The sequence below is a fragment of the Flavobacterium artemisiae genome (assembly GCF_042678225.1).
GTDB lineage: Bacteria > Bacteroidota > Bacteroidia > Flavobacteriales > Flavobacteriaceae > Flavobacterium > Flavobacterium artemisiae.
Window position 1 is genome coordinate 408,472 of the sequence record NZ_JBHUDZ010000012.1, and the last position, 13,026, is coordinate 421,497.

12 protein-coding genes and 3 tRNA genes are annotated in these 13,026 nt (G+C 34.8%); 9 read left to right on the forward strand and 6 right to left on the reverse strand.

What is annotated here, in order from left to right; all coding sequences use genetic code 11:
• Positions 1 to 84: 84 nt before the first annotated feature.
• The 6 genes from ACFSC2_RS12460 (at position 85) to ACFSC2_RS12485 (ending at position 6,897) form a co-directional block, all read left to right on the forward strand.
• Positions 85 to 158, forward strand: a tRNA-Asp gene (locus ACFSC2_RS12460).
• 623 nt (positions 159 to 781) lie between these two features.
• Positions 782 to 855: transfer RNA gene (locus tag ACFSC2_RS12465), tRNA-Asp, on the forward strand.
• A 480-nt stretch (positions 856 to 1,335) separates the two neighbouring features.
• A complete protein-coding gene (locus tag ACFSC2_RS12470) occupies positions 1,336 to 2,160 on the forward strand; it encodes a helix-turn-helix transcriptional regulator (RefSeq protein WP_379815112.1) in 825 nt (274 codons plus the stop codon).
• 746 nt (positions 2,161 to 2,906) lie between these two features.
• Positions 2,907 to 4,205 (forward strand): TolC family protein, encoded by a 1,299-nt coding sequence (locus ACFSC2_RS12475; RefSeq protein ID WP_379815111.1) that lies wholly within the window; start codon positions 2,907 to 2,909, stop codon positions 4,203 to 4,205.
• Positions 4,206 to 4,259: 54 nt separating this feature from the next.
• Complete coding sequence (locus ACFSC2_RS12480; RefSeq protein WP_379815110.1) at positions 4,260 to 5,312, forward strand: HlyD family secretion protein; 1,053 nt, start codon at positions 4,260 to 4,262, stop codon at positions 5,310 to 5,312.
• A gap of 1 nt (position 5,313) precedes the next feature.
• Positions 5,314 to 6,897, forward strand: a complete 1,584-nt coding sequence (locus tag ACFSC2_RS12485) for an efflux MFS transporter permease (protein WP_379815109.1) — start codon at positions 5,314 to 5,316, stop codon at positions 6,895 to 6,897.
• On the opposite strand, the gene ACFSC2_RS12490 is transcribed toward ACFSC2_RS12485, so the two are convergent.
• Positions 6,894 to 7,265 (reverse strand): hypothetical protein, encoded by a 372-nt coding sequence (locus ACFSC2_RS12490; RefSeq protein WP_379815108.1) that lies wholly within the window; start codon positions 7,263 to 7,265, stop codon positions 6,894 to 6,896. The two genes, ACFSC2_RS12485 and ACFSC2_RS12490, sit on opposite strands and share 4 nt — an antisense overlap.
• Positions 7,266 to 7,370: 105 nt before the next feature.
• Here ACFSC2_RS12490 and ACFSC2_RS12495 point away from each other — a divergent pair, with 105 nt between their 5' ends.
• Entirely contained in the window at positions 7,371 to 8,033 is a 663-nt protein-coding gene (locus tag ACFSC2_RS12495; protein WP_379815107.1) for an HAD family hydrolase, read from the forward strand.
• A gap of 98 nt (positions 8,034 to 8,131) precedes the next feature.
• On the opposite strand, the gene ACFSC2_RS12500 is transcribed toward ACFSC2_RS12495, so the two are convergent.
• The 4 genes from ACFSC2_RS12500 to ACFSC2_RS12515 form a co-directional block, all read right to left on the reverse strand.
• Positions 8,132 to 8,923: a hypothetical protein gene (locus tag ACFSC2_RS12500; protein WP_379815106.1), complete on the reverse strand. Its 792-nt coding sequence runs from the start codon at positions 8,921 to 8,923 to the stop codon at positions 8,132 to 8,134.
• Between the two features lie 347 nt (positions 8,924 to 9,270).
• Positions 9,271 to 9,594: a hypothetical protein gene (locus tag ACFSC2_RS12505; protein ID WP_379815104.1), complete on the reverse strand. Its 324-nt coding sequence runs from the start codon at positions 9,592 to 9,594 to the stop codon at positions 9,271 to 9,273.
• Positions 9,594 to 10,019 (reverse strand): hypothetical protein, encoded by a 426-nt coding sequence (locus tag ACFSC2_RS12510; RefSeq protein ID WP_379815103.1) that lies wholly within the window; start codon positions 10,017 to 10,019, stop codon positions 9,594 to 9,596. Before ACFSC2_RS12510 ends, ACFSC2_RS12505 begins: the two co-directional genes overlap by 1 nt.
• Position 10,020: 1 nt before the next feature.
• Entirely contained in the window at positions 10,021 to 10,251 is a 231-nt protein-coding gene (locus ACFSC2_RS12515; RefSeq protein WP_379815101.1) for a helix-turn-helix domain-containing protein, read from the reverse strand.
• Positions 10,252 to 10,337: 86 nt separating this feature from the next.
• On the opposite strand from ACFSC2_RS12515, the gene ACFSC2_RS12520 reads away from it, so the two are divergent.
• Complete coding sequence (locus ACFSC2_RS12520; protein WP_379815100.1) at positions 10,338 to 10,571, forward strand: hypothetical protein; 234 nt, start codon at positions 10,338 to 10,340, stop codon at positions 10,569 to 10,571.
• A gap of 866 nt (positions 10,572 to 11,437) precedes the next feature.
• Here ACFSC2_RS12520 and ACFSC2_RS12525 read toward each other — a convergent pair.
• Positions 11,438 to 11,522, reverse strand: a tRNA-Leu gene (locus ACFSC2_RS12525).
• Between the two features lie 109 nt (positions 11,523 to 11,631).
• Between ACFSC2_RS12525 and ACFSC2_RS12530 the strand changes: the two genes are divergently transcribed.
• Positions 11,632 to 13,020: a dipeptidase gene (locus ACFSC2_RS12530; protein ID WP_379815099.1), complete on the forward strand. Its 1,389-nt coding sequence runs from the start codon at positions 11,632 to 11,634 to the stop codon at positions 13,018 to 13,020.
• Positions 13,021 to 13,026: the final 6 nt, after the last annotated feature.

The window sequence follows — 13,026 nt, forward strand, 5'->3', positions numbered from 1 at the left end:
TTTTAAATAAAAATTAAATATTTTTTATAAAAACACTTGCAGAAATGAAATTCTGTTATATCTTTGCAACCGCAATAACGCAGAGGTTTGGTAGTTCAGTTGGTTAGAATACATGCCTGTCACGCATGGGGTCGCGGGTTCGAGTCCCGTCCAGACCGCAATATTGGGAGAAGCCTTTCCTTTATGGAAAGGCTTTTTTGCCCAAAAACGGTATCTAAGATTAGTTGTGTTGTTTTGCTGAGAATTTGTAACTCTCAGCTCGGTTTAGTAGTTAGACCAATGAAAAGCTTTCCACTTTGTGGATGGCTTTTTTGATTTAAGACCTTTTGCAAAAGGTAAATTCCAATGATTTTGAATTCTCAAAATTAAATTCCAAATTTCAATTTACATACAGTTTGTCATTTCGACGAAGGAGAAATCGCACTAGAAATTCCACACAGATTTTACCGCAAAGCACGCGAAGATTTACACAAAGTCCGCAAAGCTTTATAAGCTTTACGGATTTTTTTGTTTCAATACATTTCAAACATAGCCCGTGGTTTCAACCACGGGGAGAAGAATTGTAATTATAATTACGCCCAAATGATTGAAAAAAGTGGTTGTGTTTGGATGCTTCTTTGCGAACTTTGCGGTTGAATAAAAGAAAGTTCTTACTTTTTGGTTAAAATCTAAATTTTTAAAATATTGGAATTTAATCAATTAAAAAAATATCAAAATTTTATTCGTAAAAACGCTTGCAGAAACGAAATTCTGTTGTATTTTTGCACCCACAATAACGCAGGGTTTGGTAGTTCAGTTGGTTAGAATACATGCCTGTCACGCATGGGGTCGCGGGTTCGAGTCCCGTCCAGACCGCCTAAGTTTGTAAAAAGCTTCTCTTAATGAGAAGCTTTTTTTGTTTTGTCCACTTTGTGAAATTTAACGCAAAGAGCGCTAAGGTTTAAGCAAAGTTCGCTAAGGTTTCTTTTAGCAAGATTTATAAAAGTTCGCAAAGCTTTATCGTATGGCTTTGCTAACTTTGGGTTTATAGGCGTAATGCTTGGAAAAAATTCTTGTGTGCTTTGCGGTTTAAATATTTTAGGTTTCAATTTTGGAATTTGACCGCAGTAATTTAACTATTAAGCACGCTAAGGTTTACGCAAAGAGCGCTAAGGTTTTTTTAGCAAGATTTATAAAAGTTCGCAAAGCTTTATCGTATGGCTTTGCGAACTTTGCGTTTATAAGCGTAATGCTTGGAAAAAATTCTTGCGTTCTTTGCGGTTAAATATTTTTAAGTCCAGTTTTGGAATTTGGAATTTTAAATATTGGAATTTATTTCTTTCCTATCTTTATACTATGGAACAAGGTACATTCAAAGTAGACAAATATTACCTCAATAAAGTAGATGCCGATAAAAAAAGCATTTACTGTCATCATGATATAATGGGTGAATTGTTTGTTCCTCGACACAAGCATGACAAAGCACAAATGCTCTATGCAGAGGGCGATGTGGTTTTTGTGACAACGGAAACAAAATCGTACTTTCTGCCTGCAAGGCATTTTATCTGGATTCCTGCCGGTTTAGAACACAGTATTGAACCAAAGTCGGAACATGTGATGATGCGAAATCTGTATTTTCCGGTTGAAAAGAATGAAGATGAATTCTACAAAAGCGAAGGTATTTATCCAGTGAACAATTTACTGCTTCAAATGATGATGTTTACTAATCAGTGGAATGGGGATTTGAAAAAGGGAACGCCGAGTTTTGTTATTGCAAAAGCGATAAAAGCAATTCTTCCTCAAATATGTCATACGAATTTGCCTTTAGAACTTCCTCAGCCCAAAGATGCTCGTTTGGGTAAAATTCTTCGTTATATCGAAAATAATCTTGGAGAAACAATTCTTTTTGCTGATGTGGCGCATGAATTTGGTTACAGCGAACGCTCTTTGTATCGCTTATTTCAAAAGGATCTCAAAATGTCTTTTATTCAGTATTATACCATTCGAAGAATTCTTAAAGCAATCGAACTTTTATTAGAAAGAAAGCTTTCGGTAAAAGAGGTAGCTCTGGAAGTTGGTTATAATAGTGTTCCGACTTTCAGTAACACTTTTTTCAAAATTTTGGGGCAAAGACCTTCTGATTATTTAAACGGAGAAGAAATTTTGGAGCGTGGGAAATAGATTTTTGTTTCACGCAGATTTATTTAGATTTAAGCTGATTTTGCTGATTTTCTTTATTTCAAGCTGAAATTTTTCTCTCGCAGATTCCGCAGATTTAGGGGATTTTTGAAATGCGTTAAATGATTTTATCACGCAGATTCAAATAGATTTAAGCTGATTTAGCTGATTTTCATTATTTTTTGCTAAAAATTTTTCTCTCGCAGATTCCGCAGATTTAGGGAATTTTTGAAATGCGCCGAATGATTTTTTCACGCAGATTCAAATAGATTTAAGCTGATTTAGCTGACTTTCATTATTTTTTGCTAAAAATATTTCTCTCGCAGATCTCGCAGATTTAGGGGATTTTTGGAATGCGCCAAATAATTCTTTCACGAAGATTTAGATAGATTTAAGCTGATTTACAGGTTTATTAAATAATAATCTGCACAATCTGCCAAATCTGCGAGAGAAAATAAAATCTGTGCATATCTGCTTAAATCCTTTTAATCCCGATAGCTATCGGGAGTGTGAAACCCTTAACCAGAATCAACAATATTCCTTTTTATCGTAATAATTTGTATTTCAGTATTTTAATATAACGTTTTCGAAAAATGGAATTTTAACATTTGTCCGAAATGAATATGTTATTGACTTTTTATGATTATCAGTCACGGAAAAAATGAAGGAACTTTGCATCATAAAATATTTATGTATTCATGTTCCTTACAAATTTAAAAGAAGATTGTTTCCCCAGAAGCTTGTGGATATTGTTAATTCTATTCACATTTAGTAGTTTACAGGCGCAGGAAGTTCATACGGTTTCTTTACAAGAAGCGATGAAACTGGCAAAGGAAAACAACAAAAAAGTCTTGAAATCTCAACTGGAGATTACGCTCGCTGAGCAAAATATCAAAGAAAGAAAAGAACTTAGATTGCCGGATGTAGAATTAAACGGCATGTATTCCAGAATTACCAACATTACCGAATTTAAAGGAGATGGTTTCTTAAACGGAAAAGAAGTTACCAAAGCAATTCCGGAAATCTACGAGGTAAATTCAACTTTTAAAATGCCGATTTACGTTGGAAACAAAATCAATAATGCGATTAAAATTGCGAATGATGAAAGTGAAATCTCCAAAATAAAATCGGAAAAAACAGAAAATGATGTCGAATTGCAGGTTGTGGCAAACTATCTGGCGATTTATAAAATGATGGAACTTCAGAAGATTTTTGAAGAAAATATCAAAGAAGAAAAAAGCCGATTAAAAGAAGTGCAATCGATGCAGAAACATGGAACGGTGACTAAAAATGAAGTCATTCGTGCCGAATTACAACTTTCAGATCGCGAATTGAATGCGTTGACAAACTCCAAAAACATCAAAATCGCACTTCACGATCTGAAGACGTTGATTCAGCTTTCGGAAAACGAAGAAATTGCAATCGACACGACTTCGAATTTAGACGAAATGAATGGTCTAGATCCGTATGATTTTTATCTGAATAAAGCGATGCAGAACGAAGAAATGCGTATTGCAAGTCAGGAATTGAAAATCAGTAAAACCGAACTGCAATTGGTAAAAGGAAATTATCTTCCAAGTGTACACTTCTTCGGGAATTATGGATTTTATTATCCAAACTACAAATTCTTTCCGCCAAATCCGTATTTGTACACTTTAGGTCAGGTGGGAATCGAGGCGCGTTTTGATCTTTCGGCTTTATATAAAAATAGAACGAAAGTTGCGCAGGCGAATACTAAAATAGAATGGCATAAAATGCAGACCGAAATTGTAAAAGACGAAATTCAGGACAAGCTTTTTAAAGAGCATACACAATATCAGGAAATCCTAGAAAAGTTTGTGGTGGTTGATAAAGCGTTGGATTTAGCGAATGAAAATTACCGAATTGTAAAGCTGAAATACTTAAACCAGTTGGTTTTAATTACCGAAATGGTCGATGCCGATAATGCTTTGCTTCAGGCGAAATACAACAAAATCTCAACTCATTTAGATGCCATTTTAAAGCATTATGAACTAATGCATACGGCAGGAATGCTTTCGCAGAGTTAAAAAGTTAGAAGAAGAGAAAATAGAAAATAGATAAAAGAAAATAAACTAAAGTTTATGGTTAAGATAAAAAATGAAACTAAGAGAAATAGAACGTTTCATATCATAATAACAATTATTGCGTGTACGCTGGTTGTCAGCGGGGTTATTTTAGGAATTTGGTTTTATGTTTTTAACCGAAATCACGAAGAAACCAATGACGCTCAGGTAGAACAATACGTTACGCCGATTATGTCAAGAATTACGGGTTATGTACAGGAAGTTCGTTTTAATGAAAATCAGTTTGTACATAAAGGAGATACTTTGGTGGTGATCGATAATAGAGAATATAAATCGAAATTGAATGTGGCTTTGGCCGATGTTCAAAATGCACAGCAAAACAGTGTTGTGGCTCAAAAAAATGCGGTTAATACAGCAAGCGCGACGGCAATTAACGAATCGCAATTAGAGGCTGCAAAATCGAATCTTTGGAAAACCAAATTAGAATATGAAAGATACAAAGCTTTGGTAAGCGAAGAAGCGGCAACTTCACAGCAATTAGAAAAGGTCCGCGCTGATTACGAATCGGCTCAGGCTCATTTTCAGGAAATGAAAAACAGGATTCATTCGGCTTCTTTGAGTACTTCTGTTGCCGAAGCCAATGTACCGACAACGCAGACGAATATCGCCTCAAAACAAGCTACGGCAGATAATGCTGCTTTATTTCTTTCTTACACCATTATTACAGCGCCTTATGACGGCTGGGTTGGAAAACGAACTTTACAACCAGGACAAATGATAAAAGAAGGTCAGTCTTTGCTTTCTATCGTGAGTAAAGAAAAATGGATTACGGCCAATTTTAAAGAAACGCAATTACAGTATTTAACTGTTGGGCAAGAAGTCGAAATCAAAGCCGATGCTGTAAGCAACAAGGTTTTTGAAGGAACAATTGCTTCGTTATCGCCAGCGAGTGGTGCGAGATTTTCGTTGCTTCCGCCTGATAATGCAACTGGAAACTTCGTAAAAATCGAACAAAGAATTCCGGTTCGAATTCAGTTAAAAGATAACGACAAACAAATCGATTTTTTAAGAGCAGGAATGAACATTACGGTTATTGCTGCACACAAATAAAATGGAAGATAAAAGTATATTTAAATCCTGGGTGCCGCGATGGGCGATCATTATTATCTTGTTCGTTTGTCTGTTGCATTCGATGATTTTATTGGGAGTTTATACGTCAAACGTAACGTATGCGGCAAGTTTTCTGGACATTGAACCCGAAGATTTGCAGTTTGCGATGTGCGTTACTTACGGAACTTTGCTGGCAACGATTTTAATAGAAAGCCGTTTCTCGAGTTTTTTTCCTGCAAAAAACTACCTGATGGCCGTTTATTCCCTTATCGGAATTACGATTGTGACATCGGCTTATATTACCAATTTTTCGGTTTTTTTATTGATGAGAGTTGCGGAGGGAATCCTGATGGCGCTTCCAGTAATTACAATCAGACAATTGCTGATTGAACAGTTTAATTCTAAAAATGCCATAATTATTGGTTTTTCATTTTATTATGGCTCGCTGTTGTTGTCAACGCCTTTTATTATGAATATTGCCGTATGGTTTCTCGATCATTACGACTGGAAATACATGTTGTATGTTTCGGGTGGCCTTCAGGTTTTAAACGTTTTTTTAATCTTAGTTACTTTCAGAGGGCACCGAATTACAAAGAAAATTCCATTGTATCAAATCGATTGGATGAGTTATTTTTTGGTTTTGATTTCTATTCTTTGCGGTGCCTACTTTTTTGTGTATGCTGAAAAAAAATATTGGTTCGAATCGTCAGAAATGGTTTTAATGCTGATGATTTCGCTCATTACAGGCGGATTATTCATCTTTAAAGAACGTTTGGTAAAAAGACCAAGTTTCGATTTCGAAGTCTTAAAATATGCCAATCTAAGAATTGGATTTTTATTGTTTTTTTTATTTTACATCAGCCGGGCGACACTGAGTTTGTGTCATTCGGCGATGTTCTCTATCTGGAATTGGGATCCGTCACGCGTTGCGGGCGTACAATACATTAACGGATTAGGAAATGTAATCGGACTAATTTTAGCCGCTTTTTTTCTGATGAAATCTGTTTCGGCGAAAATTATTTTCATGATTGGTTTTACGCTTATTGCGATTTTTCATTTTTGGTTTACGTTTCTTTTTGTGCCAGATGTGGCGCTTAGCGATATTATTGTTCCCTATATTTTGCAAGGAATCGGTGTTGGGTTTTTATTTGTTCCGCTCATCTTATTTACCACATCATCGGTTCCGGCAAATATGGCGGTTTCTTCAGGAATTGTTGGGGTTTCAGGACGTTTTTGGGGAAGTACAATTGGTTTTTGCGTGATGCAGAATGCGATGGTTTTCTTGAATAAAAAACACTTCCTAAAACTAAGCCAATTTGTAACTGGCGAAAATCCAGAAGCACAGCAAACTATAGCAAGTACAACACAAAGTTTCATTGCAAAAGGATATTCTGCAGATAATGCAAATGTTCTGGCTATGAAAAAGCTTTTCGGCACAATCTCGAAACAATCGACTTTATTGGCCGATATGGAAATTTATACCATTGTAGGTTATGGTTTGGTGGTTTTGATTATTCTAATTGCTTTAAATCAGCATTTGAGACAGACGATGACTTTCGTAAAAAGTAAAATTTGGATTGGCTAATAAAATTCTGGAAAAGTTTTTTGTTTTCCTGTTGTGGAAATGAGTATATAACCGTCTTTGCCTAGTTTTCCTAATAATGCTATTGATTTTTCAGAAGACATAATTTTTAAACTTCGAATTTGATCTTTAGAGATATTAATTTCTTCTAATTTTTTAGTCGAATATGTGATAAAATTATTCTCGATCTGAAGTGCCGGAGCAGAACCGAGAATTCCATTTTTTTGGTTTTCACGAATTAGATTGACTAGGTAAAGCTTATCTTTTCCTTTGAGAATATATCTACTTTCTATTTCGGTTAATTGTGTTGGTTTACAGCTTAGAAAAGAGACAACAAAAAATAATAAAAGTAAATTTCTGCAAATTTTCATTTCATTGATATCTTAAGTTAGAAAGTAAATAAAAGAATTGAATTTCAAATCTAAAAAAAAATATAAATGCTCGTATCTTGCAACCGTTAAAAACAAAATAAAATTATGAGCCAAAAATGTGTAATCTTTGATATGGACGGCGTAATCTGCCACACCAATCCGCATCATGTCGTAGCTTTCGAAGAGTTTTTCAATAAATATAAAATTCCGTACACCAATCAAGAATTTGAAGAACATATGTACGGAAAACACAATAGTTACATTATGTCGCATTTCTTCAAACGTACTATTGAAGGAGAAGAATTGATCAAACTAGAAGACGAAAAAGAAGGAATGTTTCGTGAAATTTATAAAGACAAAGTCGAAACAATTCCGCATTATATGCAGTTTCTGGAAGAACTAAAATCCCGCGGATTCAAAACAGCTGTTGCAACATCGGCGCCGCGTGCTAATCTGGATTTAATTGCCAATTTCCTGAAACTCGACCAAAAAATGGATTCGATGATGTCAAGCGAAGACGTTACACTTCATAAACCAAATCCAGAAGTATATTTAAAATCAGCAGAGCGTGTTGGCGTTTCTCCGTCGGATTGTGTGGTTTTCGAAGATTCTTTTTCGGGTGTTACAGCAGGATTAAATGCCGGAATGAAAGTGGTAGGCGTTTTGAGTACGCATACAAAAGAACAACTTCCGCCTTGTGATTTTTATATTAATGATTACAGCGAAGTGAATGTGGATAAGATTCTCGAGCTTTTGAGTAAAAAGTAATTAAACTTTGCGCCTTCGCGTCTTTGCGAGAGATTCATAAGTATAAAATCATGCTTTAAATGATCTCGCAAAGACGCGAAGGCGCAAAGTTTCTATATTCAATACTTCTCATTCAAAAAAGCAATCCAGCCTTTTTCAAATTCTTCGGGAGTTACTTTTAAAGTTTTTTCGATATCGCCAAATGACGAAATCAATTGAGAGACGCTATCTTTTCCCCATTTAGACGTCACATATTCAATAATGGTATAACCAATATTATAAATCTGATTGTTTTGATTGAGTTCTTTTAAAGTCAGGTTTTTGCTTTTGGCATATTTTACGCTTAAAGAATTGACTTCTTTTGCTTCAAAAATACTAATCGATTCCCAAAGCCAGCGCGGATATTCGGCTTTGAATTTTTTATCAAATTCTTTTTCGAAAGTTTTTCGGTCTTGTGAGATAATAGTCTCTTTGGCTTTATCGATTAAAATATTTAACTGAACGCAATGCGTAAATTCATGAAGCGCCGTTTTGAGCGGATCGTCGGGAAAAATAGCACTAAACCAATTGCTGTAGACAAAATGAAATTCGTTTGGACCGCGACTTGTGCCTTTCGTATTTTCTTTTAAACCAGTCGCAGTATTAAACTTGTATTGCGAACCGTAAATAAAAACCTTTATCACATCGTGTTGTACGTCTTTAAGGTTTTCTCTTATCGGAGCATAATTTTCTTCTAAATGTCTGCTGACTTTTTCGGCTTCACTTTTATAAATACCGCTATAAGAAATAGCAAAATGTTCTGATTTTAAAGTTTGAGTTTCCTGTTTAACGGTGAAACTTCGAACCGTTCTTGCAAAGTAAAAAACAACAATAATTCCTAAAAGAATGACTAATAATCTGTATTTTTTCATGTGTTCTAAATGGTTTTAGAGATTTAAAATGAATAAAATAGGGAGAATTAGTGTTTTTGGTATTTTAAAAATAAGAATATTTAAGATTAAAAAGATAAAATAAGTAAAGAAATTTCTGAATTTTTTCGGCTTAGTTTTCCGCATTGTAACTACGAAGCTTTGTCATTTCGACGTAAGGAGAAATCACACGCAGGATTCGACACAGATTAGTAATTTACTTTGTGGAGTTCTAGTGTGATTTGCTACGCCTGTTCGCTATCGCTCGGATCTCCTAACGTCGAAATGACAAACGAGATCAATTGCCTCCTGCTTTAGCTGGAGGTTTTTTGAATTGAAAGGAAATTGCTTTAGCCAAAATCTTTAAACATTACTATTAACATTAAAACTGTAACTAAAAGAAAAACAGAAGAACTCAGTAGAAGCCACAAAGTCTTTTCAAGCCATTTTGTTTTTAAATCTCGAAGCAGTAAAATAGAATTAGCAAAAGAAAAAATAACAAGAAAGATGCACAAAAGTAAAGTGCCAAAACTTCCGTATTCATAGATCCAGCGAAAATCGGTTGAAAATCGAAATCTTTCTATAAACCTTTTTGTGATACAACTTAGAAAAAATAATGTCGGAATTGCAATAGCAATTTTCTGCGTTAAATCAAGATTTTTGAGATTTTTCATCATTTAAATTCTTTCCAGGAAACAGTAGCTTTATTTTCTATTATCATAATAAATGCCCAAAGTTGAGGATGATTATAACAATCGGTCTCTGTAGAATAGTATATTTGATTTAAGTAATGTTTTATTTTTTCTGACAATACTGTTTTTAATTCTTTTTCATGTTCGATAGGTAATAATTCTTCTCTAAATCCGCCTTGATGGAGGCTAAACTTCCAATCTGATTCTGATTTACTAGCTTGGATTGAAAAACCTCGAAAACTGCTTTGAATATATTGATCAGCAAGAAATGTTTTTGAGTTTATTAAGTTTCCGTTGGTTATCGAACTAAACTTTATTCCAGCAAAAATTTCGATTTCTTTTATCTCTTTTAAAGTGAATAAAAAGCGAAATTTTTTAGGAAGTTTTTGTATTTTGAATTTCCCCATTTTACTTCACAGAAAAATTCAACAACTCTTTAGGTTCAATATCCAAACCTTTGGCAATTTTTACTAGAGTTTTTACGGAGGTATTAATTTTAGCAGTTTCTATTCTTGCTATTTGAGATTTAGTCATACCAGAATCATCAGCTAAATCTTGCTGTGATAAGTCTTTTTTTTCACGTAACTGTCTAATGTGAATTCCAAGATTTATGATATAAGTTTCTTCTGAAATATTCATATTTCAAAAGTGGAAAGATTTATTTCTCTTTCGATAGCATACATGCCTACAAATTATTATATTTGCCTCAAATAAAAAATAAGATAATGGTTACAGAAAGTATTTCAAAAGAAACAGAGAAAAGACTGTTGGATTTTTTTAATGATGTTGTTGACCCCAAAGATTTGGCAAAAGCGATAAGGCAATTGCATTATATAATTGCTTTGAGTTTGGTGATGGAAGAAGAAACTGTTTATGCACAGAAAGAAAACTTAAAAAAAGGTTTTTATTGGCTAAATGAGTTAGCCGAAATCTTGCATCCTTATTTAGAGGTTAAATAAAGAAATTGTGTTTTAAGCACAGTTCATTTCGACGAAAGGAGAAACCAAACAGCGAAACCGACAAAAAATTCCGAGTGATTTCCGCGATTTTTCCATAGTTTGACAACGCGTTGGTGATGCTGGGAATCTTCTTTCGTCAATTTGAAAATAAGATAGATTTTTTGCCACGTTTGTCATTCCGAGGAACGAGGAATCTTCACAAGTAACTCCACAACGAAAGTCCAATCTTTATCGAGCTTCTCGCGGAGATTTCTCGTTCCTCGAAATGACAAAACAGAGCGGATAGTCAATTAGATTTCGAAATATAGCCAATGGTTTCAACCATTGGAACGCAATCATTGTCGACAATCTATGTCTCCCGTGGTTGAAACCACGGGCTATGTTTGAAATAAAATTAGGTTAAAAGTTCATTTCGACGAAAGGAGAAACCAAACAGCAAAACCGACAAAAAATTCCGAGTGATTTCCGCGATTTTTTTCATGTGTACAAACGATTGGTGATGCTGGGAATCTTCTTTCGTCAAGATGAAAATAGGATAAATTTCCCGAAGCGGTTGTCATTCTAAGGAAAGGCAGTATGGAAAACCGTAAAACAAACTAATTTGTTAAAACTAGTTTTGTTATTATTAATCAATAAATTAAAAGAAATGAGATGTAGTAACTGCAGAAAAGATACGCCGTTCAGCGGTAAAGTTTGTCATTGGTGTAATAATGACAAATCAAAAGATCAACAGAATCATAGTGTTGTTGTATTTGTTTCAATAATAATTGTACTTATTATTTGGATGTTTATTTAGTAATATTGTTATGATTTAAGATTTACTCCAAAAACAAAAAAGCTTCTGAAAAATATTCAGAAGCTTTTTTTGGTGCGGATAATAGGACTCGAACCTACACGCCTTGCGGCACCAGATCCTAAGTCTGGCATGTCTACCAATTTCACCATATCCGCGGAATTGTGGGTGCAAAGATAGGCATACTTTTGAATTATCAAAGCGTTTTTTGAAAATTTTTTTTAATTCTCTTTTTTGTACTTTTGGTTTTCTATAAAAATAATTTAAATGGAAAACATTAAAGCTTACGTTCAACAACATAAAGATCGCTTTATCAATGAGTTGATCGAATTATTAAAAATTCCGTCGGTAAGTGCCGACACTGCATATTCTCAAGATGTTATTGATACAGCCGAAGCTGTTAAGGAAAGTTTAACAAAAGCAGGCTGCGATTATGTCGAAACTTGCGACACTCCAGGTTACCCAATTATCTACGGAGAAAAAATAATAGATCCAAATCTTCCAACGGTTTTAGTTTACGGACACTATGATGTTCAACCGCCAGATCCACTAGAATTATGGACTTCGCCGCCATTTGAACCAGTAATTAAAACCACAGACATTCACCCAGACGGCGCCATCTTCGCGCGCGGTGCTTGTGATGACAAAGGACAAATGTTCATGCACGTAAAAGCATTAGAATATATGGTTCAGAACAACGAGCTTCCGTGCAACGTAAAATTCATGATCGAAGGAGAAGAAGAAGTAGGTTCTGCAAGTTTGGCTTGGTTCGTAGAGCGTAATCAGGAAAAACTTAAAAACGACGTAATCTTAATTTCAGATACTGGAATGATTTCAAACCAACAGCCGTCTATTACGACAGGTTTAAGAGGTTTGAGTTATGTTGAGGTAGAAGTTACAGGTCCGAACCGTGATTTGCATTCAGGATTGTACGGTGGAGCAGTAGCGAACCCAATTAATATTTTGGCAAAAATGATTGCTTCGCTTCATGACGAAAACAATCATATTACAATTCCGGGATTCTACGATAAAGTTCAGGAATTATCTGCAGAAGAAAGAGCCGAAATGGCAAAAGCGCCTTTTAGCTTAGAAAGATATAAAAATGCTTTGAACATCGCTGATGTTTACGGTGAAAAAGGTTATGTAACCAACGAAAGAAACTCAATCCGTCCGACATTAGACGTAAACGGAATCTGGGGCGGTTACACAGGAGAAGGTGCTAAAACGGTTATTGCAAGCAAAGCTTTTGCTAAAATCTCAATGCGTTTAGTTCCAAATCAGGAATGGGAAGAGATTACAGAACTTTTTACAAAACATTTTACAAGCATTGCTCCGGCTGGAGTTACGGTAAAAGTAACACCTCACCACGGTGGTCAAGGTTATGTAACGCCAATTGACAGCATCGGATATCAAGCTGCCAACAAAGCATATACAGAAACGTTTGGAGTTCCTGCAATTCCTGTTCGTTCAGGAGGAAGTATTCCGATTGTAGCTTTGTTCGAAAAAGAATTAAAAAGCAAAACTATCTTAATGGGATTTGGTTTAGACAGCGATGCGATTCACTCTCCAAACGAACATTTCGGAATTTTCAATTACTTGAAAGGTATTGAGACTATTCCTTTGTTTTACAAGTATTTTGTGGAGCTTTCTAAATAGTTTTAA

What these genes read in the sequence shown, in the direction of transcription:
- ACFSC2_RS12470 (WP_379815112.1), top strand. Translation starts at nt 1,336, where the DNA reads ATGGAACAAGGTACATTCAAAGTAGACAAATATTACCTCAATAAAGTA.
- ACFSC2_RS12480 (WP_379815110.1), top strand. Translation starts at nt 4,260, where the DNA reads ATGGTTAAGATAAAAAATGAAACTAAGAGAAATAGAACGTTTCATATC.
- ACFSC2_RS12485 (WP_379815109.1), top strand. Translation starts at nt 5,314, where the DNA reads ATGGAAGATAAAAGTATATTTAAATCCTGGGTGCCGCGATGGGCGATC.
- ACFSC2_RS12490 (WP_379815108.1), bottom strand. Translation starts at nt 7,265, where the DNA reads ATGAAAATTTGCAGAAATTTACTTTTATTATTTTTTGTTGTCTCTTTT.
- ACFSC2_RS12495 (WP_379815107.1), top strand. Translation starts at nt 7,371, where the DNA reads ATGAGCCAAAAATGTGTAATCTTTGATATGGACGGCGTAATCTGCCAC.
- ACFSC2_RS12500 (WP_379815106.1), bottom strand. Translation starts at nt 8,923, where the DNA reads ATGAAAAAATACAGATTATTAGTCATTCTTTTAGGAATTATTGTTGTT.
- ACFSC2_RS12505 (WP_379815104.1), bottom strand. Translation starts at nt 9,594, where the DNA reads ATGAAAAATCTCAAAAATCTTGATTTAACGCAGAAAATTGCTATTGCA.
- ACFSC2_RS12510 (WP_379815103.1), bottom strand. Translation starts at nt 10,019, where the DNA reads ATGGGGAAATTCAAAATACAAAAACTTCCTAAAAAATTTCGCTTTTTA.
- ACFSC2_RS12515 (WP_379815101.1), bottom strand. Translation starts at nt 10,251, where the DNA reads ATGAATATTTCAGAAGAAACTTATATCATAAATCTTGGAATTCACATT.
- ACFSC2_RS12520 (WP_379815100.1), top strand. Translation starts at nt 10,338, where the DNA reads ATGGTTACAGAAAGTATTTCAAAAGAAACAGAGAAAAGACTGTTGGAT.
- ACFSC2_RS12530 (WP_379815099.1), top strand. Translation starts at nt 11,632, where the DNA reads ATGGAAAACATTAAAGCTTACGTTCAACAACATAAAGATCGCTTTATC.